We start from the raw sequence: 22,309 nt of genomic DNA, 5'->3' as shown, positions 1-22,309 counted from the left end.
GTGCCATAGGCTGGATGAATGCAAAAGCAGCGCGTTGTGTTCGTCCATGGAGCAGGCACGTTCGGCGCTGCCGCTTGGCCGAAGCAACACGGGATGGCACTGGACTATGACGCGCTCTTCCTCAAACGCCACGGCTTTGACGCGCAGGCGGAGCCTTTGGAATCCGATGTCGCCGCAGATGTGGACATCGTGCTGGAATGCTTGGGAGCGAGAGAAGCCGCGTCATCCTCCGGCCCGGCCCGTGGTGGCCATGTCGTGGCGCATTCCCAAGGCGCTATCTCCGCAATGCTGGCCGCGGTGGAGAGGCCGGACCTGGTCCGCTCCCTCGTGTTGGTTGAACCGGCATGCCTTTCTTTGACGGCTGAACTGCCCGCCACTGCGGCCTACCGGGCGCTGATGGAACCCTTGTTCCGGATCCGGCACGAACTCAGCGATGACGATTACCAACGTGAGTTCGTCCGCCGGGCGTTTTCCTCCGAAGCAGCCGTCCTCAGTACCCCGGAGGCCCGGCGTACCGCCCGGCGCCTGCGGCTGCAGGCGCCACCCTGGGAGGCGCCCCTGCATATTGTCCCGGGAGTTCCTACGCTTGTCTTGACCGGTGGATGGGAACCGCTCTACGAAGAGATCGCCGGGTACCTGCAGGAAACCGGCGCCCTCCACCGCGTTGCGGCAGGAGGACACCGGCCTCATGACTCAGTTGAAGGAGACCGGATCATCCGTTCCTTCATTGCGGACGTCAGCCGCGCCGGGTCGGTCCAGGCTTCCTGATCAGTTCAGGCTTCCTGACTTCGCTCCTGAAGGAACTTCCAGCTCAGGCAGGTAGACCTTGCCGCCGGAGGCCAGGAATTCCTCGCTCTTTTCGCGCATGCCGCTGTACATTTCCGCGATGGCTGCTTGGGAATCCGCTGAACCGTATTCGTCGCGGATGTCCTGGCTGATGCGCATGGAGCAGAATTTCGGTCCGCACATGGAGCAGAAATGCGCTGTCTTGGCCGGTTCGGCAGGAAGGGTCTCGTCATGGAACGACTCCGCCGTGACTGGATCCAACGACAGTGCGAATTGGTCGCGCCAGCGGAACTCGAAGCGGGCCTTGGACAAGGCGTCGTCGCGTTCGTGGGCGCCGGGGTGTCCCTTGGCGAGGTCGGCAGCATGGGCAGCGATTTTGTACGTGATCACGCCGGTCTTGACGTCGTCCTTGTTCGGCAGGCCCAGGTGTTCCTTGGGTGTGACGTAACACAGCATCGCGGTTCCGTAGCGGGCAATCTCCGTGGCACCGATGGCCGAAGTGATGTGGTCGTAGCCCGGCGCCACGTCGGTGACGAGCGGGCCCAAGGTGTAGAAGGGCGCGCCCTTGCACAGTTCCTGCTGGCGTTCCACGTTCTCCCGCACCAAGTGGAACGGAATGTGGCCCGGCCCTTCGACCATGACCTGCACGTCAAACTCCCAGGCCCGCATGGTCAGTTCGGCCAAGGTGTCCAGCTCGGCGAACTGTGCGGCGTCGTTGGCGTCCGCCGTCGCTCCCGGGCGCAGTCCGTCGCCGAGAGAGAAGGCGACGTCGTACTTGGCGAAGATTTCGCAGAGTTCGTCGAAGTGGGTGTACAAGAAGTTTTCCTCGTGGTGGGCCAGGCACCAGCCCGCCATGATGGAGCCGCCGCGGGAAACGATGCCGGTCACGCGGTTGGCGGTGAGCGGCACGTACCGCAGCAGCACGCCGGCGTGGATGGTCATGTAGTCCACACCCTGCTCGCACTGTTCAATGACGGTGTCGCGGAAAATTTCCCACGTGAGTTTGTTGGCTTCGCCGTTGACCTTCTCCAGCGCCTGGTAGATGGGCACGGTGCCGATCGGCACGGGGGAGTTGCGGATGATCCATTCGCGGGTGGTGTGGATGTCGTCGCCCGTGGACAGGTCCATGACCGTGTCTGCGCCCCATTGCGTGGCCCACTGCAGCTTGTCCACTTCTTCGGCGATGGAACTGGTGACGGCCGAGTTGCCGATGTTGGCGTTGATCTTCACCAGGAAGGCCTTGCCGATGATCATCGGCTCGGATTCCGGGTGGTTGATGTTGTTGGGAATGATGGCCCGGCCGGCGGCGACTTCGCTGCGGACCAGTTCAACATCGCAGTTTTCGCGAAGTGCCACGAACTGCATCTCGGGCGTCACCATGCCCTGCTTGGCATAGTGCATCTGGGTGACAGTCTTGCCTTCGACGGCGCGGCGGGGCACCGGCTGTGCGCCCTTCCACTCCGCGGAGGCGGCGCCGCGGCGCACGGCCGACTTGCCGTCGTCGAGCAGGTTCCGTTCACGTCCGCTATATGCCTCGGTGTCGCCGCGCGCTTCGATCCACTCGCTGCGGAACGGCTCAAGGCCGACCACCGGATCACTCCCGGGCCCCGCGGTACGGTACACCTGGAAGGGCGCATTCGCCTCGCCGTTGGGGGACGGTTCCAGGGCGATTTCCGTGACCGGTACCCGGATTCCCGCCTCGGCATCCTCCAGGAACGCGAGGGAATGCGACTTGAGGGATTGGGTCACTTCCTGCGCTGATCCGTTTTGGGTAGGGCTCAGCTGTGTTTCTTTGGTACTCAAAGGATTACTCACTTCCTTCGCCGGCATTACCCGGACAGGTTCAACGGTCGCAGGCTGCATCAGCCCGATCTCAGCCCTTGCAAGGGCCCCCGTGTGGTCGTAGACGAAGCTACCACAGCCGTTGGTACCTACGACAGATGTGACTTAGGACAGATGTGACCCAGGACAGATGTGACCGAGCAGGCGATCGCGCCGGAGTTTAGTGTGGAAGCATGCCAGAAATCATCGAGTTCAGCGGCACCGTCCTCACAGGGCCCAGGGACGAACGGCGCGGGCTCTGGTCGGTCGACGGACGGCTGACCTTTCTGCGGCCTGCTGCCGCGCCGAGCGTTGTCCTGGACGGATGGGTGCTCCCCGGCCTTGTCGACGCCCACTGCCATGTTGGACTGGGAAAGGGCGGAGCTGTTGACGAGGAGACCGCGCGCCTTCAGGCAATGGCGGACCGGAACGCCGGGACACTTTTGATCCGCGACGCCGGCTCCGCAAGTGACACACGCTGGCTGCAGCGCCGGACGGACATGCCGAGGATCATCCGCGCGGGCCGGCACATCGCCAGGCAGCGCCGGTACATCCCCGGGCTGGCAGAGGAAGTCGAGCCGGAAGATCTGGTGGAGGCCGTACGCAAGCAGGCCCGGTCCGGAGACGGTTGGGTCAAGATCGTAGGAGACTGGATCGACCGCTCGCTCGGGGACTTGGGTCCGTCCTTTCCGGCCGCCAGCGTCAAGGACGCCGTCTCAGCCGCGCACGACGAGGGAGCTCGGGTGACGGCCCATTGCTTCGCCGAAGGAACTATCGACGACATGCTCGACGCCGGCATCGACTGCATCGAGCACGCCACCGGCCTCCTGCCGCATCACATTCCGCGGTTGCTCGACCAGGGGGTGCCGATTGTCCCGACGCTCATCAACATTGCTACCTTCCCGGTCATCGCCAAGCAGGCTGAGACAAAGTTCCCGCGCTACGCCACCCATATGACCGAGCTGTGGGAGCGTCGTTATGAGCGGGTCCGCGAGGCATTCGACGCCGGAGTGCGCGTGTATGCCGGGACTGACGCCGGCAGTGTCATCAAGCATGGCCGTATCGGCGAGGAAATCCTGGAACTACACCAGGCCGGATTGCCGACGGCCGCTGCGCTCGATGCTGCCTGCTGGTCCGCCCGCGAGTGGCTGGGTGCCGACGGCATCAGCGAAGGTGCCAATGCCGACGTCGTGCTGTACGCAAAAGATCCCCGCGCGTCCCTTGAGGTGGTGCTGGAGCCGCAAAGCACCGTGCTCAGGGGGCGCATTTCGGGAAGTGACCAGCATTAGGAATAAATTGAAGCTTCAAGTAATTTAGATAGATAGAGGTTGCCGAAGGGCGGCGCCACAAGAAGCCGGGAGTTTCACATGACCACCACATCCAGCCAGGATCTCCTTCCTGCCGAGCTCACCATGGGCACTGTCATGCTCAAGGTGGGGGACATGAAGCTCATGAGCGACTACTACCAGCGGGCACTGGGGCTGGACGTCGTCGCCGAGCAGGATGGCGGACTCTACTTCGGCAGGGTCGGCAAGCCGCTGGTTCACTTGGCTCCGGCCTCCGGCCTCCAGATCCCGGGCCGCGGCGAAGCTGGACTCTTCCACACGGCTTTGCTCTTCGAAGACCAGTCCTCGCTCGCCGCCACCGTTGCCTCCGCCGCGCAGTACGAGCCCCACGCTTTCGTCGGCAGTGCGGACCATCTGGTCAGTGAGGCCTTCTACTTCACCGATCCCGAGGGCAACGGCATCGAGCTCTACTACGACAAGCCCCGCGAAGGCTGGGAGTGGAACGGCACGTCCGTTGTCATGGACAGCCTGCCCCTCCCTCCGCAGCGCTACCTCCAGCAGTACCTGAGCGAAAAGGCGGTGACCGGCCAGCACGAGGCAGGCGCCGGCGTCGGGCATGTCCACCTCCAAGTGGGCGACGTGCAGACTGCCCACGATTTCTACGTCGGCACTTTAGGCTTCGAGAAGACCGCCGGTTGGCATGGGCAGGCCTTGTTCGTCTCCGCAGGCGGCTACCACCACCACATGGCCATGAATGTCTGGAACAGCCGCGGCGCCGGCCCGCGCAAGGACACGCTGGGCCTTGGCGAGGTTGTGATTGAAGTCCCGTCAGGGGACGACGTCGGCGCGCTCGCCGATCGCCTCAAGGTTGCCGGCATTTCGTCCCACCACACGGGCCAGGAGTTGCGCTTCGAGGATCCATGGCGCAACCGGCTGCGGGTCGCCGTCCGCTAGGCTGGAGTTTGCGGCGTGGCGCATACCTTTCGGCCACGCCGCAGCTCCGTCGGCACGAATGAATGAGGGTAGTTTCCATGGGCTTTGCTGAAATCTTTGTTGCCACCCACGATGAAGCACTCAAGAGGGCCGCCGCCCTGGAGAAGGGCAGTGACGTTTCCGGTGCTGCGGTACGGATCCCGGGAATCAGCGATTTCGAAGTAGAACAGCTCGGCGACCTCGCAGGCACTGCCGTGCACGCGGCCGGCGCCGATTACGAGTTGGCCCTGGTGGACGTCACCAGTGACGCTTTGCTGGGTGTTCCAGGGGCCATGGTGCGTGCATTGTCCGAACTTCTCAGCTACGAGACTGAGGGCGAAGGCAGTGTCCTCGACGACGTCGCCGAGCGCTGGGCAGCCCAAGAGGATATGCCCTTCGATGCCCAGCAGTCCCGCCTTTATGTGCAGCAGTTGGCGGCCCTCGCCAGCGACGTCGAGAAGGCCGAGCGCGCCGGTCTTTACGTCTGGTCAGCCGAGCAGTAATTCCGGGGTAACCCGCCACACGGGCACGTAGTTCGAAATACCGTCTGCCATCTGGCACAATGGACAGGTACTCGATCCGCGCGGCCCCTCTCTCCGTGTGTGCATCTTGTCCTTCGAACCCTCAAGTATGGCCCGCCCCACGGGTGCAGAACGACGGGCTCAACCCCGTTTCAGAAACAGGAGTGACCACAAAAGTGGCCGTAAAGATTCGCCTTAAGCGCTTTGGTAAGATGCGCGCACCGTACTACCGCATCGTCGTCATGGACTCCCGCTCCAAGCGCGATGGCCGTGCGATCGAAGAGATCGGCAAGTACCACCCCACCGAGGAGCCCTCGTACATCGAGGTTGCCTCCGAGCGGGCACAGTACTGGCTGTCCGTCGGCGCCCAGCCGACCGAGCAGGTCGCTGCGATCCTCAAGATCACCGGTGACTGGCAGAAGTTCAAGGGTCTCCCGGGCCAGGAAGGCACGCTGAAGACCAAGGTCGCCAAGCCTGCGTTCGTTGCACCGGAGAAGGGTTCCGTTATCATCCCGGAAGCCATCACCAAGAAGGCCAAGCAGTCGGAAGCAACTGAAGCTCCCGCTGACGCTGAAGCAGAGACCACCGAGGCTGAGTAAATTGCTGGCAGAAGCGCTCGAGCACCTGGTCCGGGGGATCGTTGACAGCCCTGAGGACGTCAAGGTCAGTGCCAAGAACAACCGCCGCGGGGAATCCCTCGAGGTACGTGTTCACCAGGACGACCTCGGACGGGTCATCGGACGCCAAGGCCGCACCGCACGCGCTTTGCGCACGGTGATTGCGGCATTGGCCGGCGGCGAGCAGGTCAGGGTCGACGTCGTCGACACCGACCGTCGCCGGTAACGCGCTCAGCAATACTTGTCTTAGATCCGGCCCCTTCACCAGATTATGGTGGAGGGGCCGGATTGTTTTACGACCAAACTCCAGCCTTGGTCCGAAGCCGGCCCCAGGGAAGAAATCAGAGGAATCCCCATGCAGCTCCAGGTTGCCCGAATCGGCAAGCCCCACGGAATCCGCGGCGAAGTCACCGTCCAGGTGCTCACCGACGCGCCGGGAGATCGTTTTGTCCCCGGGACCGAATTCGTGGTTGAGCCCGCAAAGGCCGGTCCTTTGACCATCAGCAGCGCCCGCTGGAACAAAGACATCCTGCTGCTCGGCTTCGAAGAGATCTCCACGCGCAACCAAGCCGAGGAAATCCGCGGCGCGAAGCTCTTCATCGAAACCGAAGAACTCGACGAGGACGACGACGAGGGCTGGTACGAGCACGAGCTCGTCGGCCTTGAGGTCCGTGTCGGCTCGCAGGCCGTGGGCAAGGTGACCGCACTCAACACCATGCCCGTCCAGGACTTGCTGGTCATTGAAAGCGCGGATGGCAAGGAAATCCTGGTGCCCTTCGTCGAGGAGATTGTGCCCGAGGTCAACGTCGAGGACGGCTACGTGTTGCTCACGCCTCCGCCGGGCCTCTTTGAGCTGAACACGGATTCATCCGCCGACGACGATGCTGAGGACTCCGAAGACAAGGACGATGCTTAGATGCGGATCGACGTCGTCAGCATCTTTCCGGAGTACCTGGCGCCCCTCGAACTTTCCCTCATAGGCAAGGCTCGTCAGGATGGGCTCCTGGAACTGAACGTCCATGACCTGCGGACTTTCACCACCGACAAGCACCGCACCGTGGACGACACTCCTTACGGCGGTGGTGCAGGAATGGTCATGAAGCCCGAGCCTTGGGCCCAGGCCTTGGAATCCATTGCCGCTGCCCGGGTTGCTGTAACCGAAAGTGGCGGCTCTGGGAGCTCGCAGGACGCGCCTGCGAAGAAGCCGGTCCTGGTTGTCCCGTCACCGGCGGGGGAGCGCTTCAACCAAGCCCTTGCCTATGAACTCGCCGAAGAAGAACAGCTCGTGTTCGCCTGCGGCCGCTATGAAGGCATTGACGAACGCGTCATTGAGTGGGCGGACGAACACTTCACGGTCCGCCCGGTCAGCTTGGGGGACTACGTCCTCAACGGCGGCGAAGTCGCGGTCCTGGCCATGGTAGAGGCGATCGGACGGCTGCTTCCAGGCGTGGTCGGCAACCCCGAATCCCTAGTGGAGGAATCCCACTCAGACGGCCTGCTGGAGTACCCGGTCTATACAAAGCCCTCATCGTGGCGCGATCGTGACGTGCCTGCCGTCCTTTTGAGTGGCAACCACGGCAAGATCGCCCAGTGGCGGCGCCACGAACAGTTCCGTCGCACGGCAGAGCGCCGTCCGGATCTCCTCGCGGAGTTCGACGCCGGCGGCCTGACTCGTGCGGACCGTACGGCCCTCGGAGAACTGGGGTACGACGTCGTCGACGGCCATTTGCGGCACCGCCCTCACGACGACGTCTCCGACTGAGCCGGCCGCCGTCGGGCAGTGTCGTCCACCCATGGACCACGAAAGTCGGACCGCATCCGCGGGATTGGCCGGAACTCCCGGGGTATGGCAGAATTAACCCTTGTGTCTACTGGGTTCGCGCCTGCCACAGGGGGAGCGTAGCCAACAGCCTGACAACCCGGAACCGCCAATCAGTGGTGGTGCTGGACTTTGAAATCTTCGGCGGTAATTTCCGGACGGCCTCGCGCCCCGGGCTTGCCCGCCGTGACCCAAAGTGGATGACCTGTGGCGTTCACCAGGAGTGGATTAATGCATATCCTCGATAGCGTAGATGCAGCTTCGCTGCGTAACGATGTTCCCGAGTTCCGCGCGGGTGACACCATCAAGGTTCACGTGAACATCATCGAAGGCAAGAACTCCCGTGTCCAGGTATTCCAGGGCTTCGTCCTGGGCCGCCAGGGTGACGGTGTTCGCGAAACCTTCACCGTCCGCAAGGTTTCCTTCGGTGTCGGCGTAGAGCGTACCTTCCCGGTGCACTCCCCGATCATCGAAAAGATCGAGGTCGTCACCAAGGGTGACGTCCGCCGCGCCAAGCTCTACTACATGCGCGCACTGCGCGGTAAGGCTGCGAAGATCAAGGAAAAGCGCGACTTCGCCACCGGCAAGTAGGTCTTCGACCAAAGCGGGTCCTGGATTCGTGTCCGGCCAGCGCCGGAGAAATCCGCAACGCAACAGGAAACGAATCATGGACTACGCAAAACGCCAGCCCCGGAAACAGGGCTGGCGTTTTGTTTTGCTCGCATTGGTCTTGGCCGTGGCCATCAGCGGGCTGGTCCGGTCCTTGTGGATCGACGTGTACTTCATCCCCTCTGAGTCAATGGAGCCGCTCCTGGGGACAGGCGATCGCATCCTTGTGTCCAGGACTGATTTCGCCGCAGATCCCATTCGCCGGGGAGACATCGTGGTCTTCGACGGCAGGGGCACCTTTGCCCCCCTGAACAGCGGCAAAGGCCCGTTCGCCGACGCCGCGGCCGCAGCAGGCCACTGGCTGGGCCTCACGGGAAGCGATACAACGTACGTCAAACGTGTCATAGGGCTTCCCGGTGACCACGTCGTGTGTTGCGGCACCGACGGCAAACTCACCGTCAACGGTCAGCCGGTTGAGGAACCCTATCTGTATCCGGGCGACACGCCGAGCGAGCAGAAATTCGACGTCATGGTCCCCAATGACCGATTGTGGCTCATGGGGGACCACCGTTCACGATCGGCCGATTCGCGTAACCTTCTGGGCGCACCCGGTGGAGGAATGGTGCCGCTGGAGCGTGTCATTGGGCGTCCGGTCCGGATCATCTGGCCGCTTGATAGATTTGCAGAACTGGCTCGCCCTGCGCAGGCCGGTACAACCACGAAGAACGGACAATAGATGCCGGAGACAACTCCCGGGACGCCAGAACGGCACGACGACGACGCCCGGCTCCTGGACGGACCGTCCGCTCCCGCCAGCGAGCTCGCAGCGGACGACGCCGATCGGGCCTCCGGAGGGTCGGCGGGCCAAGGGGCGGAACAGCCAGACGAACAGGAGTCTCCTCGCCGGTCCGCACGGCGGGCTGCCGACGAAACCGATGAGTCCAATGCCGCAGCCAAGAACCACGGCAGTCCGTTCCTCAGTTGGCTCAAGGAAATCGGCACCGTGGTGGTCATCGCCGTAGTGCTGTCCTTCCTGATCAAGACATTCCTGTTCCGAGCCTTCTTCATCCCCTCGGAGTCCATGGTCAACACCCTCGACGTTGACGATCGGATCTTCGTCAACCTGCTGGTCCCCAAGCCCTTCGCTCTGGAACGTGGCGATATCGTGGTCTTCAAGGACGCCCAGGGATGGCTGCCGCCCACGCAGAAGTCAGCGCCCGGGCCCTTCAAGTGGTTCCAGGATGGCCTTGTCTTTGTCGGACTACTCCCGGATGAGACCAATCAGCACCTCGTGAAGCGCGTGATCGGACTGCCCGGGGACAGGGTCTCGTGCTGTGACAGTTCCGCGCGGGTCAGCGTCAATGGCACGGTCCTCAACGAAAGCTACATCAACCCTGCCCAGGTTCCGATGGCCAAGTCTTTCGATGTAGTGGTCCCGGAGGGGAAAATTTGGGTTATGGGTGATAACCGCAATAACTCGGCGGATTCCCGCGAACACCAAGCTGTCAACGGTGGCTTCATCAATATCTCCGACGTGGAGGGTAAAGCCACCGTTATTGCCTGGCCGGTTAACCGTTGGCAGATCCTGGACAACCACTCCGAGGTTTTCCGCAATGTTCCCGCGCCGTCGCCACAGAAGACGGCTTCGCCCACCGCTCCAGCGAGCAAGTGATGGCACCTGCGGGGGCCAGGACGGCCGCGCCGGCTAGGACAGCCGCTCCGGCTAGGACGGGGCGGACTTCCGGAGCGGAGAAGACCCCGGGGACGAAGCCCAAACAGCCTGCCGCCTTTCCGACCCTGGATGTCGAACGGGGTTTCCTGGCCCCTGGAGTCACGCTCTTGGCCGGCGTTGACGAAGTAGGCCGTGGAGCCCTTGCCGGACCGGTTTCGGTGGGGATCGCCGTCGTCGATCTTCGGGACCACGGCTTGCTCGCCGATGTCCGTGACAGCAAGTTGCTCAAGCCTGAAGACCGCGAACGGCTGGAGCCGTTGGTTCGCGAATGGGCCGTTGGCTCGGCAGTGGGCCACGCAAGTTCGACGGAGGTCGATGCGCTGGGAATTGTCGGCGCCTTGCGCCTTGCTGGAACACGCGCCTGGTTCGAGATCCTCGCCGCGGGCGTGCATCCGGACCTTGTCCTGCTGGACGGGAGCCACAACTGGCTCTCGCCTCAAGTTCAAGGATCGTTGTTCGACGCCGAGCCTCCCGGGCCTGCTTGCGAGGCGCCCGTTCACACGCGGGTGAAGGCGGACATGAGCTGCCTCAGCGTGGCGGCCGCCAGCGTGCTTGCAAAGGTCGCCAGGGACCGCATCATGGTTGGGCTGCACGAGGAGTATCCGGCGTTCGGCTGGAACGAGAACAAGGGCTACGCTACTTCCTCACACCGGGAGGCCCTCCGCTCCTTGGGCCCTACTCGGTACCACCGGACCAGTTGGAACCTGCTGTAGCCCCCGCTTTTTCCTGTGACGGACGCCGGCCGTGCCAGCGTTGCGGCGAGTGCCCGCTCCATGGTGCAAGATGGAACTATGAGTGCCGAGGATCTTGAGAACTATGAAACCGACATGGAGCTACAGCTCTACCGCGAATACCGCGATGTCGTCGGCTTGTTCAGCTATGTTGTCGAGACCGAGCGCCGGTTCTATCTGGCAAACCACGTCGACCTGCAGGCTCGCAGCGCCGACGGCGAGGTCTATTTCGACCTGACACTTCAAGATGCCTGGGTTTGGGACGTCTACCGTTCGGCCCGTTTCGTGAAGAATGTCCGGGTCATCACGTTCAAGGACGTCAACGTCGAAGAACTGCCGCGGAGCGAGGAACTTTCCTTGCCGAAAGACGGCGATCTGGGCGATCTCGGCAACCTGGGCAACTAGGGCAGCTCGCGAACTTCTCCTCCACACCGTGCCATTGACGGAGTTTCCCACATAGCCAAACTCCTCCCTGTCTTTGGACTCTCCGCGCCTCCACGCTGGTAGCGGAGGTGGTTATGAAAGCCAAAGACTTGTTGGGCCAGCACGGTGAAACGCTGGCTGCCGGGTTCCTTGAAACCCAAGGGATGCGCATTGTTGACCGCAATTGGAGGTGCCACGAGGGGGAGATCGACATCGTGGCGTTCGACGGCGACATCTTGGTGATTGCCGAGGTCAAGACCCGGAAGAATCTGGCCTACGGGCATCCCTTCGAAGCCATTGATGCAGCCAAGCTTGCTCGGCTGCACCGCCTGGCTTTGTCCTGGTGCCGTGATCACGAGTTGCGCGCCTCACGCCGCCGGGTGGATGTCGTGGGGGTCATCGACGACGGCGTAGGCGAACCAAAGTTGGAGCACCTCAGGGGTGTGGGCTAGATGGGCGTGGGACGGACTTACTCCGTTGCACTGTTGGGCCTGAACGGCTACATCGTGGAGGTCGAGGCAGATATCGGCCAGACCCTCCCGAACTTCGTGATCCTGGGCCTGCCGGACGCGTCCTTGAACGAAGCCAAGGAGCGTATTCGCTCGGCCGCCCAGAATTCCGGCATCCCCCTCAGCCGTCGAAAGATCACCGCAAACCTGATTCCAGCCTCGCTGCCCAAGCGTGGCTCGGGGTTCGACCTCGCGATCACCATGGCGGTATTGCGCGCTGCCGGTGATATCCGTTCCACCGAAGGTACGGTCTTCATCTCCGAGTTGGGACTGGATGGCAGGTTGAGGCCGGTTCGCGGCATCTTGCCGGCGGTCATGGCGGCTGTTCAGGCGGGCCACCCCGAGATCGTGGTGGCCCAGGCAAACGTCGCCGAGGCGGAGTTGGTTCCCGGGGCGGTGGTTCGCGGCTACAAGACTCTGGCCCGTTTGGCCTTTGATTTCGGGGCTGACCCCCAGGATCTGGCCCTCGACTACGATCCCGTCGATGGTGAAGCTATTGGCGACGGCAAAAGCGGCACTGTGGTTGTTCCGGACCTTTGCGATGTCTCGGGGCAGGGTGATGCCCGCCGTGCGCTCGAGGTTGCGGCGGCCGGGGCACACCATGTGTTGCTGTGCGGCCCGCCTGGTGCCGGCAAGACCATGCTCGCCGAACGGCTCCCGGGACTCTTGCCGGATCTGGGCGACCAAGAAGCCATGGAGGTCACAGCGATCCACTCACTCTCAGCCGTCCACGTTGATTCGGTACAGCTGTTGCGCCGCCCGCCTTTTGAGAACCCCCACCATAGTGCGACTGCCGCCGCCATCATCGGTGGTGGCTCCGGCCTGCCACGGCCGGGAGCGGCATCACGAGCCCATCGTGGCGTCCTGTTCCTGGACGAGGCGCCCGAGTACGAACGCCGCGTTCTGGACGCCCTGCGGCAGCCCCTGGAGAGCGGTGAGCTGGTCATCCACCGCTCGGCCGGTACCGCAGCATACCCGGCTCGTTTCCAACTGGTCCTTGCTGCGAATCCTTGCCCGTGCGGAAAGGCCACTGGCAAAGGAGTCGATTGCACCTGCACTCCAGTGATGCGGCGCCGCTACTTCGGGCGTATGTCAGGACCTTTGTTGGACAGGGTGGACATCCAGCTTCAAGTGGAACGAGTATCCCTTGCCGACTTCGGGCAATCCGGCGCGGAGGAGGACACAGCTACGGTCGCCGGGAGAGTCCATGCCGCCCGGTCAAGGCAGCGTGAACGCTTGGGGAGATTTGGGATGGAAACCAACTCGCAGATTCCCGGCCGTGTATTGCGCGGCGAACTACGCCTCCCCTCTGCGACCACGAAGATTCTGGATACTTCCCTTGAGCGTGGAATCCTCACCGCGAGAGGCTACGACCGCGTCCTGCGCCTTGCATGGACGCTTGCGGATCTGGGTCACCGGGACCGGCCCCACAGCGATGACATCGGGCAGGCCCTTGGCCTGCGGCAGGCGGTTGCGGCCGCATGAAAGGACACGCCATGACTGAGAACCACCCGCTACCGCGCGAAACGCCTCCCTCGGAAGCCGCGCCGTCCGTGCGCGGAATCGGGACCGCGGACCGATCGAAAGAGCGCCTCGCCCGGGCAGCGCTCTCGAGGCTGATGGAGCCACAAGACGCTGCCGGACTCGCCTTGGTGCAGGCCGCGGGGGCCGTCGATGGTCTCAGGATAGCGATCGGTGAGCTCCTCCCTGGTCCCGAGCTTGAGCAAGAGGTGAGTTCCTTGCTGGTTGACAGCGGGGTCTCCGCAGCAGGGGCCGGATTGGCTGCCGCATTGCGTCGCTGGGCGCCAAGGATTCCGGACTTGGCCCCCGACCGGGATCTTGCCACGATGCAACGCCTTGGTGGCCGCATGATCATCCCCGGCGATCCGATGTGGCCAGCTCAGTTGGCTGATCTTGGCCTGCATGAACCGTTGTGTCTATGGTGGCGTGGACTCGAAGTGGAGTTTCCACCCTTGCGGCGGGTGGTTGCCCTTGTCGGCTCCCGGGACAGCACCAGCTATGGGGCATCAGTGACCGGTGACTTCGCCTACGGGTTGGGCCAGCGCGGCTATAGCGTCGTATCGGGAGGCGCGTACGGAATAGACGCCCATGCCCATCGTGGCGCGCTGACCGGGGGTACCAGCGACATGCCGACCATCGCGGTGATGGCAGGGGGAGTGGACAGGTACTACCCGTCCGGGAATGAGGATTTGCTCCGTGCCGTGGCAAATCAAGGGTCGGTCATCGCAGAGGTTCCCCCGGGTTCGGCGCCCACCCGCTACAGGTTCCTTCAGCGCAACAGAATCATCGCGGCTTTGGCAGGTGTGACAGTTGTGGTGGAGGCCCGCTGGCGTTCGGGCGCGCTGAATACTGCCCACCATGCCGAATCCATAGGCAGGGCCGTTGCAACAGTTCCGGGATCGATACATAGTGCCAACTCCGCTGGCTGCCATCGGCTTCTCAGGGACGGCGGGGCTGTTTGCGTCACGGATGTCGGCGAGATTGCCGAACTGGCGGGGTCCAGTGGTGAAGCTCTCGCCGAGGATAAGGAAACAGATGCTTCCGACCACGATGGGCTCACGCTCGAGGACCTCATTCTGTTGGATGCCCTACCAGTCCGTTCAACGAGCTCGGTGGAGAAGCTCGCCGTTGTAGCCGGACTTAGCCCCGGGTCGGTACGGGCCGGGCTTGGACGGCTCGGATTGCTGGGACTGGCAGTATCTGTGGGCGGTGCCTGGAAGAGGTCGGGGAAGCGGGGTTGAGCGAGCGGATGAGGGGGTGCGGAATTGAGCGGGATCCAGCCGACCCGAATCAGGCTCTCTGCCCGGAACGTGGCGATGCCACCAGCCCGGCCTCGCTGCTGGCACAGTGGAAGGGTGGAAGAGAAACCGCTCCCCGAAGCACTCGCCAAGACCGTGGCGAACTTTCGGCGCTACCTCGAAGGCGAACGGGCCAGATCCGCTCACACTGTGAGGGCGTACATCGCCGATATCGAGAACTTGCTGGGCTTTGCCGTCACAGAGGGCGTGGAGGAGCTCACGGACTTGGAACTTGGCACTCTGCGTCGCTGGCTGGGCGCACAGAGCGAAACCGGCAGGTCAAGGGCGACTCTCGCCCGGCACGCAGCCACGGCCCGGGCATTCACTTCTTGGGCCTTGAGGGAAGAGCTGATTGCATCCGACCCGGCCACTCGCCTCCAAGCCCCCAAACGCGATCACACACTCCCTGGGGTCCTTCACCACCAGCAAGTCGCCCGGATCTTCGAAAGCCTGGCCGAGGCGGCCGCGGATGGCTCCCCGATGTCGCTGCGTAACCGGGCCGTCGTCGAGCTGCTCTACGCCACGGGAATCCGTGTCGGAGAGCTGGCCGGCCTCGACATCGATGATCTCGACCCAGACCGCAGGACCCTCCGTGTGCTCGGCAAAGGCAATAAGGAACGTACTGTCCCCTACGGGGTACCGGCTGCGCTCGCCGTCGACGACTGGCTCCGTCGGGGTCGTCCGCGGCTAGTTGCCGAGCGCAGCGGGCCGGCGCTGTTTCTCAGTTCGAGGGGCAACCGGATCGACCAACGCCAGGCACGAAGCGTGGTTAATGACCTCCTGGCGGCGCTGGGGGATACCGCGGCAACAGGGCCCCACGCCCTGCGCCACACAGCTGCTACCCATTTGCTGGACGGCGGGGCGGATTTGCGCGCGGTGCAGGAGATACTTGGACACAGTAGTCTCGCGACAACCCAGATCTACACCCACGTGTCGGTGGACCGGCTTCGCAAGAGCTATCAACAGGCCCATCCGCGCGCCTAAGGGAACGCGGTCTGGGGATCCCGCAGCAGTCTGAAGAGCCCCGAAGGGACGAAATCAGTGCATCCGCGAATCGCACTGGCGTAATTCCGGTCCGTACGGCAAAATGAAAGCAATGTCGGGGAACTTTCAACTTCAACTTGAATGTTCTTCCGCTGTGGAAAAAATCATAGAAGGCTAGGGAAACCGGAACAGCGCGGCACGCGCGCAGCAAACTTTTCATCCAGGCAGAGGTCGTTGGGGAAGACGTACCTACAGCTATGGAGGATGGAATGTCTGTTGCAACAACTCGCGGTGTCTTGTTTGTTCATTCGGCCCCTACCGCGTTGTGCCCTCACGTTGAGTGGGCCATCGGATCGGTCGTTGATAAGCGGACCGATCTTGAGTGGACCCCGCAACCGGCCGCGCCCGGAATGTTCCGTGCCGAACTGTCCTGGGCGGGAGTCCCGGGAACGGGCGCACAACTGGCGTCGGCCTTGCGCGGGTGGGCGCACCTTCGCTATGAAGTCACGGAGGAGCCCAGCCAAGGCGTGGACGGTGCGCGTTGGTCGCACACGCCGGAGCTCGGTATTTTCCATGCCGTCACGGATGTCCACGGCAACATCATGGTGACCGAGGACCGTATCCGCTACGCCTATGAGTCGGCAGCGGGGGACTCCGCGGCTGTGTATCACGAGCTTTCATTGGCGCTCGGCGAGGCCTGGGACGAAGAACTCGAGCCTTTCCGCCACGCTGCCGAAGGTGCACCCGTCCGCTGGCTCCATCAGGTCGGCTAAGCCCCGCACGGCCTTAGCGTAGCCCCGGCTAAGCCCCGCGAGGCCCAGGCACCCGCGCGAAAGAGCAAAGACAGGTTTTCCATAGCAAAGAGGAGGGCCCCACCACGGTGGGGCCCTCCTCTTGTGCCTGCCTTGTGCCTCGAACCGGCCGCGACGGGGTCAGACGTTGCGGATGGCGATGACCGCGTTGTGGCCGCCGAAACCGAAGGAGTTGCTCAAAGCCACGATGTCACCGGCAGGCAAGGTGCGTGCGGAAGTGACGACGTCGAGCGGGATCTCCGGATCCTGGTTCTCGAGGTTGATGGTCAACGGAGCCTGGCGCTCATAGACCGCGAGCACCGTCAGCACGGCTTCCACGGCCCCTGAAGCACCCAACAGGTGGCCCATCTGGGACTTGGTGGCAGAGACCGCCACATTGTCGACGTGCGCGCCCAGGGCGGCACGGAGCGCCGTGTACTCAGGCTTGTCGCCGACCGGCGTGGACGTGGCGTGGGCGTTGACGTGTACCACGTCTTCGGCCTGGATGCGGCCATCGAACATAGCGGCCTTCAAAGCGCGGGTAGCGCCCAGACCCTCCGGGTCCGGTGCCGTGATGTGGTACGCATCGGCCGTGACCGACGTACCGGCGAGCTCAGCGTAGATGCGCGCACCGCGGGCGATGGCGTGCTCTTCGGCTTCCAGGACCAGGGCGCCTGCGCCTTCACCCATCACAAAGCCGTCGCGGTCGCGGTCGTATGGCCGCGAAGCGTGCTCAGGATCGTCATTGCGGCGGGAAAGCGCCTGCATCGAGGAAAACGCGGCGAGGGGCATCGGGTGGATGGCGGCTTCGGCGCCACCGCACACGACGACGTCGGCCTTGCCCGAACGGATGAGGTCGAGGCCGAGGTGCATGGCTTCGGTGCCCGAAGCGCAAGCAGAAACCGGAGTGTGCGCGCCGGCGCGTGCGCCAAGGTCAAGGCTGACGGCTGCGGCGACGCCATTCGGCATGAGCATGGGGACCGTCATGGGCAGTACCCGGCGAGGGCCCTTTTCCTTCAGGGTGTCCCAAGCGTCCAAGAGCGTCCAGACGCCACCGATGCCAGTAGCGAAAGCAACGGCAAGGCGATCGTGGTCGATTTCGGTGATACCGGAATCTGCCCAAGCTTCGCGTGCGGCGATGACGCCGAACTGCGTGGACGGGTCCATGCGCTTGGCTTCAACGCGGCTCAGGACCTCGAGGGCCGGCGTCGAGCACCGGGCGGCAAAGTGGACCGGAAGGTCATACTTGGCAACCCACTCGTCCTCGAGCGTGTGGGCACCGGAGACCCCTTTGAGCGCGTTCTTCCACATCGTGGGGACGTCGCCGCCGATGGGCGTTGTGGCGCCCAGACCGGTTATGACTACTTTGCGTGCCATGCGATCACTCTCTGTCGGATCAGCCAACCCACGTGCTGTTCTCACTGGGGAGGCAGGAAAAAACTCTGGGAAATAAAGCAGCTGTGCCGGACTTCGGATGCAACAGGTCGCACCCGAAGTCCGGCACAGTTGATGCCAGGCTAGGCCTGTGCGTTCGAGATGAAGTTGACGGCGTCGCCGACGGTCTTCAGGTTCTTGACCTCTTCGTCCGGGATGCGGACGCCGAACTTCTCTTCGGCGTTGACGACGATGGTCATCATCGAGATGGAGTCGATGTCCAGATCCTCGGTGAAGGACTTGTCCAGCTCGACGGCGTCGGTGGCGAGGCCGGTCTCTTCGTTCACGATTTCAGCCAGGCCGGCCAGGATTTCTTCGTTGCTAGCCATTGTTGGCTCCTTTTCTTGTTGTGCCGGCTGCTGCCGGAAATGGGGGCAAACCGCGGATACGGTTTGGGTTTCAAAGCACTATTCAGTTGGGGGTAGAGCAGTCCAAACTACGGAAGAACGACTACCTGGGCACCAAAGACCAAGCCGGCGCCGAATCCGATCTGCAAGGCGAGGCCACCGCTGAGTCCCGGGTTCTCTTGCAAGAGACGGTGCGTGGCCAGCGGAATGGAAGCGGCCGAGGTGTTGCCGGCTTCCGCGATATCGCGTGCAACAACGACCGTCTCCGGGAGCTTCAGCTTCTTGACCATCTCATCGATGATCCGCATGTTCGCCTGGTGGGGGACAAAAGCCGCAAGATCCGAGGCTTCTATGCCAGCGGCGTCGAGGGCTTGCTGGGCAACCTTCGCCATTTCCCAGACGGCCCAGCGGAAGACCGTCTGGCCGTCCTGGCGGAGCGTCGGCCAAACATCCTGTGCGGCGGAAATAATGGCCTGATCATCGGATTCATCCGAATGGCGGGCAGTCTCGCCAAGGTTGCGGACTTCATCGAGGGAATGCGTCATGCCGATCGCGTTCCACTTGCTTCCATCGGATCCCCAGATCGAAGGGGCGATACCAGGGGTGTCGGACGGGCCGATGACCACTGCGCCGGCACCGTCGCCGAGCAGGAAGGAAATGGTGCGCTCGTGGTTGTCGATCACGTCCGAGAGCTTCTCGGCGCCTACCACCAGAACGTATTCGGCCGCGCCGGAACGGACCAACGCATCGCCCTGGGCAATGCCATAGCAGTAGCCCGCGCACGCCGCGGAAATGTCGTAGGCCGGTGCCGGGGTGGCGCCCAAACGGTCGGCGAGTGCAGCGGCTGCGGACGGCGTGGCATACGGGTGCGTGACGGTTGAGATGATGACGGCACCAAGCTGGGAAGCCTCGATGCCGGCCTGCTTGAGTGCCTCGCGGGCAGCTCCCTCGGCCATGTCGATGACGCTGACATCGGCCGCGGCACGGTGGCGGGTGACGATTCCGGTGCGCTGGCGGATCCATTCGTCCGAGGAATCGATCCACTGGCAGACGTCTTCGTTGGTGACGATGATGTCCGGGCGGTATGCCCCGATGCCTACGATGCGTGAGTATTCGTTGGTCGGTGCTTGCTTGAGTACGGGGGCGCTCATGCTTCTCCCTCCAGTTCTGCGAAGAGTGCAAGTGCCGCGGACAGGTCATCCGGGGTCTTGACGGCAACGGTTTTGACGCCCGGCATACCGCGCTTCGCGAGCCCGGCCAAGGTGCCGGCCGGCGCGAGCTCGATGAGTCCGGTGACGCCGCGCTGGACCAGGTTCTCCATGCAGAGATCCCAGCGCACCGGGCGTGAGACTTGGGCGATGAGGCTTTCGACGGCGGCGCCGCCGTCCGTTACTTCCTGGCCATCGAAATTCGAGAGCAAGGGGACCGTGGGGGCTTGCGGCTTGAGCGAGGGCCGGAGTGCTTCAAGCGCGTCCACGGCCGGAGCCATGTGGGAGGTGTGGAACGCGCCGGCGACCTTCAACGGGATCACCCTGGCCTTGGCCGGCGGGTTGTCAGCGAGGGCCTGGAGCTGTTCGAAGGTGCCCGCGGCCACGGTCTGCCCGGCGCCGTTGACGTTCGCGGGCGTTGCGCCCGCAGCCGCAATTGCCGAAAGAACCTCAGCTGGGTCACCGCCGACGACGGCGCTCATCCCGGTGGGGGTGACGGCGGCGGCGGCCGCCATGTTGTTGGCACGCTCGCGGACGAACGTCATAGCTTCTTCTTCGCTGAGGACACCCGCAAGTGCCGCGGCAGTGATCTCACCGACCGAGTGCCCGGCCAAAACGATGGGAAGGGTGCTGAGTTCGACGTCGAACAGGGACTTCGCTGCCACGAGTCCGGCGGCGACGATCAAGGGCTGCGCGATAGCGGTGTCCTTGATCGTTTCTTCATCGGAGGTGGTGCCGTGGGCCTTGAGGTCGATGCCTGCGATTTCGCTCAGGGAGGCCAAATGGCCCTCTACGGAAGGGAGCTCCAGCCAAGGGGCCAAAAATCCAGGGGTCTGGGAGCCCTGTCCAGGGCAGACGATTGCAAGCACGTAACCAGCTTTCCAAATTGCCGCGTGAACTACTGGTGTTTGCGTACACCAAGCTCACTGGGTCAGTTTGTAGGAAGTCTACAACGGTTCAACCCGCGGATCGGGTACCGTGACGCTCCGACGTCGCCTTTGGCTGGGCCGAAAGCCTGCCCACAACCAAGGCAGTTTGGAGTACGAAAGCCTCCCGGGGGAGGAGCGGATCCCACCCTGTGACGTCGCAGACGCGCTTGAGACGATACCGCACTGTGTTTGCGTGGACGAACAGCTCGCGGGCAGTTGCTTCGAGGGAATGGCCAAGCTCGAGATAGGTGCCCAGCGTCTCAACGAGCCCGTTGGAAGCTGCGAGGAGGGGCCGGTAAATGTTCTTGATGAGGGAACGGCGCGCGGCGTCGTCGCCCGAGACTACGCGTTCCGGGAGCAGGTCGTCGGCGGCCACCGGCCTCGGAGCCGAGGGCCACGCCTTGGCCGCCGTGAGCCCGGCGAAGGCTGCTTGCGCAGAACTGCTCGCTTCCAGCAGGGAGCCGGCCTCCGGTCCATACACCACCGCGCCCGGGGCGAACAGTTCGCTCAGCTTCAAATATGCGGTGTCGCGGTCCTGCACACCACCCAGAATGAGGATCAGGCGGTCGCCCTGGATACCAACCAAGGCGTCCTCCGCATAGCGTCCGGCCGTCCGGCGCAGCTCGCTCACATAGCTCGCGCTCGGCTCCGACGGCGAGTTTCCCACCATCACGGTGAAGCGTTCCTGGGCCTTCCAACCGAGGGCTGCGATGCGGGATCGAAGGGCATCAGTGTTCTCGCCGCGGAGAATGGCGTCGACAATCAGGGCTTCGAGCCGGGTGTCCCAGGAACCGCGCGATTCCGCGGCTCGGGCGTAGACGTCCGCGGCGGCGAAAGCCACCTCCCGTGAATAGCGCAGGACCGCTTCGCGCAACGAAGGCTGGTCGGCTTCAGGCGCAATCACAGGCACTTGGTCCTCCACCACGTCGACCACGATCCGGATCAACTGGAGGGCCTTTTGAAGGCTGATGGAGCGGGTCAGCTCAGTGGGAGCATTGCCGAAGACATCCGTCAGGATCCACGACGGCGAGCTGGGCCGTTCGTACCACGTCACGAAAGCCGCGATTCCGTTTTGGGCAACCAAGCCTAGCGCTGAACGTTCGTCGGAGCTCAGCCGGCTGTACCAAGGCAGTGATTTCTCAAGCTTGCGCATGGTGGTGGTGGACAATTGCCCCACATTGGCACGGAGCCGCTTCAGGGTCTCAGCCTTTTCGGGTGACACCGCGCGCGCAGCCGCTTTACGTTTAGCGGGGGTTTGAATCGGCTCTGCCATGCCTTGAGCATACGGCGCATCGTCCGCAAGCTCCATTTGTGCGAAGGCTACAACTGCGCTTGGTGTGGGTCACGCGAGCGTCCGGGCCGCGCAGCGCTGTGCGGGGAGTTAAAGCACGACGGCGGCCCGCACCTTCCGGTGTGGACCGCCGTCGTGGTCTTCTGACTTAGATTCGCTTCGCTTGAGGTTTAGCTTTCGCCGCCTGCGCCGCCGGTGGTCCCGGCGTTGACATCGAGGAGGCGGTACTTCTCGATTGCCTGGGCCGGAGCCTGGGCATCCACTTCGCCACGGCGGGCGAGTAGCTGCAGCGCCTTCACGACGACCGAGTGGGTGTCGTTCTTGAAGAAGCGTCGTGCGGCTTGGCGGGTGTCGGAGAAGCCGAAGCCGTCGGCGCCGAGGGAGGCGAATTCGTTGGGGATGAATTGGCGGATCTGGTCCGGGACGGCTTTCATGTAATCGGTCACGGCGATGACCGGTCCGGTGGCACCAGCCAGTTGCTGCGCGACGAACGGGGTACGCGGTTCCTGGCCCGGATTGAGGAAGGCGTGTTCTTCGGCGGCGAGTCCGTCGCGTCGGAGTTCGTTCCAGGAGGTCACGGACCACACGTCCGCGGAGACTCCCCAGTCTTCGGCGAGGATCCGCTGGGCGTCCAGTGCCCAGGGGACCGAGACGCCGGAGGCGAGGATCTGCGCGCGGGG

25 protein-coding genes and 1 riboswitch are annotated in these 22,309 nt (G+C 63.6%); of the genes, 18 read left to right on the top strand and 7 right to left on the bottom strand.

What is annotated here, in order from left to right:
- Nucleotides 1–18 precede the first annotated feature (18 nt).
- Nucleotides 19–768, top strand: coding sequence for an alpha/beta fold hydrolase (locus AC1DLO_RS00125; protein WP_184737363.1), 750 nt, complete (start codon nt 19–21; stop codon nt 766–768).
- Here AC1DLO_RS00125 and thiC read toward each other — a convergent pair whose 3' ends face one another.
- A complete protein-coding gene (thiC, locus tag AC1DLO_RS00120; RefSeq protein ID WP_476914367.1) occupies nt 769–2,589 on the bottom strand; it encodes a phosphomethylpyrimidine synthase ThiC in 1,821 nt (606 codons plus the stop codon). It lies immediately after the preceding gene.
- Nucleotides 2,585–2,692, bottom strand: a riboswitch (TPP riboswitch). Its footprint overlaps the gene before it by 5 nt.
- 109 nt (nt 2,693–2,801) lie before the next feature.
- On the opposite strand from thiC, the gene AC1DLO_RS00115 reads away from it, so the two are divergent.
- From AC1DLO_RS00115 to AC1DLO_RS00035, 17 genes are all read left to right on the top strand, one after another.
- A complete protein-coding gene (locus AC1DLO_RS00115) occupies nt 2,802–3,896 on the top strand; it encodes an amidohydrolase family protein (protein WP_476888331.1) in 1,095 nt (364 codons plus the stop codon).
- A 78-nt stretch (nt 3,897–3,974) separates the two neighbouring features.
- On the top strand, nt 3,975–4,847 hold the full coding sequence (locus AC1DLO_RS00110) for a VOC family protein (RefSeq protein WP_476888330.1): 873 nt from the start codon (nt 3,975–3,977) through the stop codon (nt 4,845–4,847).
- A 77-nt stretch (nt 4,848–4,924) separates the two neighbouring features.
- On the top strand, nt 4,925–5,368 hold the full coding sequence (locus AC1DLO_RS00105) for a hypothetical protein (RefSeq protein ID WP_184737371.1): 444 nt from the start codon (nt 4,925–4,927) through the stop codon (nt 5,366–5,368).
- Between the two features lie 194 nt (nt 5,369–5,562).
- Nucleotides 5,563–5,985 carry a 30S ribosomal protein S16 gene (rpsP, locus tag AC1DLO_RS00100; RefSeq protein WP_184737373.1) on the top strand — a complete coding sequence of 141 codons (423 nt, stop codon included), beginning with the start codon at nt 5,563–5,565 and terminating at the stop codon, nt 5,983–5,985.
- A 1-nt stretch (nt 5,986) separates the two neighbouring features.
- Nucleotides 5,987–6,229: an RNA-binding protein gene (locus AC1DLO_RS00095; protein WP_028267532.1), complete on the top strand. Its 243-nt coding sequence runs from the start codon at nt 5,987–5,989 to the stop codon at nt 6,227–6,229.
- Nucleotides 6,230–6,358: 129 nt separating this feature from the next.
- A complete protein-coding gene (rimM, locus tag AC1DLO_RS00090; RefSeq protein WP_476888329.1) occupies nt 6,359–6,919 on the top strand; it encodes a ribosome maturation factor RimM in 561 nt (186 codons plus the stop codon).
- On the top strand, nt 6,920–7,765 hold the full coding sequence (gene trmD / locus AC1DLO_RS00085; RefSeq protein ID WP_476888328.1) for a tRNA (guanosine(37)-N1)-methyltransferase TrmD: 846 nt from the start codon (nt 6,920–6,922) through the stop codon (nt 7,763–7,765).
- 288 nt (nt 7,766–8,053) lie between these two features.
- Nucleotides 8,054–8,413, top strand: coding sequence for a 50S ribosomal protein L19 (rplS, locus tag AC1DLO_RS00080; protein ID WP_059387674.1), 360 nt, complete (start codon nt 8,054–8,056; stop codon nt 8,411–8,413).
- 76 nt (nt 8,414–8,489) lie between these two features.
- Entirely contained in the window at nt 8,490–9,167 is a 678-nt protein-coding gene (lepB, locus tag AC1DLO_RS00075; protein WP_476888327.1) for a signal peptidase I, read from the top strand.
- On the top strand, nt 9,168–10,103 hold the full coding sequence (gene lepB, locus AC1DLO_RS00070; RefSeq protein WP_476888326.1) for a signal peptidase I: 936 nt from the start codon (nt 9,168–9,170) through the stop codon (nt 10,101–10,103).
- Entirely contained in the window at nt 10,103–10,876 is a 774-nt protein-coding gene (locus AC1DLO_RS00065; RefSeq protein WP_476888325.1) for a ribonuclease HII, read from the top strand. Before lepB (AC1DLO_RS00070) ends, AC1DLO_RS00065 begins: the two co-directional genes overlap by 1 nt.
- 78 nt (nt 10,877–10,954) lie before the next feature.
- The gene (locus AC1DLO_RS00060; protein ID WP_059387678.1) at nt 10,955–11,299 is read left to right on the top strand and encodes a DUF2469 domain-containing protein; all 345 of its coding nucleotides are present in this window, start codon (nt 10,955–10,957) and stop codon (nt 11,297–11,299) included.
- Nucleotides 11,300–11,412: 113 nt separating this feature from the next.
- Nucleotides 11,413–11,769 carry a YraN family protein gene (locus AC1DLO_RS00055; RefSeq protein WP_476888324.1) on the top strand — a complete coding sequence of 119 codons (357 nt, stop codon included), beginning with the start codon at nt 11,413–11,415 and terminating at the stop codon, nt 11,767–11,769.
- Nucleotides 11,770–13,311, top strand: a complete 1,542-nt coding sequence (locus tag AC1DLO_RS00050; RefSeq protein ID WP_476888323.1) for a YifB family Mg chelatase-like AAA ATPase — start codon at nt 11,770–11,772, stop codon at nt 13,309–13,311.
- 134 nt (nt 13,312–13,445) lie between these two features.
- A complete protein-coding gene (dprA, locus tag AC1DLO_RS00045) occupies nt 13,446–14,588 on the top strand; it encodes a DNA-processing protein DprA (RefSeq protein WP_476888753.1) in 1,143 nt (380 codons plus the stop codon).
- A gap of 75 nt (nt 14,589–14,663) precedes the next feature.
- Nucleotides 14,664–15,629, top strand: a complete 966-nt coding sequence (locus AC1DLO_RS00040; protein WP_476888752.1) for a tyrosine recombinase XerC — start codon at nt 14,664–14,666, stop codon at nt 15,627–15,629.
- Between the two features lie 269 nt (nt 15,630–15,898).
- Nucleotides 15,899–16,402 carry a DUF3145 domain-containing protein gene (locus tag AC1DLO_RS00035; RefSeq protein ID WP_476888322.1) on the top strand — a complete coding sequence of 168 codons (504 nt, stop codon included), beginning with the start codon at nt 15,899–15,901 and terminating at the stop codon, nt 16,400–16,402.
- A gap of 159 nt (nt 16,403–16,561) precedes the next feature.
- Here the strand turns inward: AC1DLO_RS00035 and fabF are convergent, their stop codons facing one another.
- The 6 genes from fabF to AC1DLO_RS00005 form a co-directional block, all read right to left on the bottom strand.
- On the bottom strand, nt 16,562–17,797 hold the full coding sequence (gene fabF / locus AC1DLO_RS00030) for a beta-ketoacyl-ACP synthase II (protein WP_476888321.1): 1,236 nt from the start codon (nt 17,795–17,797) through the stop codon (nt 16,562–16,564).
- A gap of 140 nt (nt 17,798–17,937) precedes the next feature.
- A complete protein-coding gene (locus AC1DLO_RS00025; protein WP_184737393.1) occupies nt 17,938–18,183 on the bottom strand; it encodes an acyl carrier protein in 246 nt (81 codons plus the stop codon).
- Nucleotides 18,184–18,290: 107 nt separating this feature from the next.
- Nucleotides 18,291–19,352, bottom strand: a complete 1,062-nt coding sequence (locus AC1DLO_RS00020) for a beta-ketoacyl-ACP synthase III (RefSeq protein ID WP_476888320.1) — start codon at nt 19,350–19,352, stop codon at nt 18,291–18,293.
- Nucleotides 19,349–20,278, bottom strand: coding sequence for an ACP S-malonyltransferase (locus AC1DLO_RS00015; protein WP_476888319.1), 930 nt, complete (start codon nt 20,276–20,278; stop codon nt 19,349–19,351). The genes AC1DLO_RS00020 and AC1DLO_RS00015 overlap by 4 nt, the downstream gene beginning before the upstream one ends.
- A gap of 88 nt (nt 20,279–20,366) precedes the next feature.
- Nucleotides 20,367–21,611: a PucR family transcriptional regulator gene (locus AC1DLO_RS00010; protein WP_476888318.1), complete on the bottom strand. Its 1,245-nt coding sequence runs from the start codon at nt 21,609–21,611 to the stop codon at nt 20,367–20,369.
- A gap of 188 nt (nt 21,612–21,799) precedes the next feature.
- The coding region (locus AC1DLO_RS00005) for a transketolase-like TK C-terminal-containing protein (RefSeq protein ID WP_476888317.1) at nt 21,800–22,309 on the bottom strand (510 nt) is incomplete at its 5' end.

The sequence above is a fragment of the Arthrobacter sp. 01T419 genome (assembly GCF_056398865.1).
The sequence above is the reverse complement of the archived record's forward strand: the minus strand, read 5'-3'. Positions and strand labels throughout refer to the sequence as shown.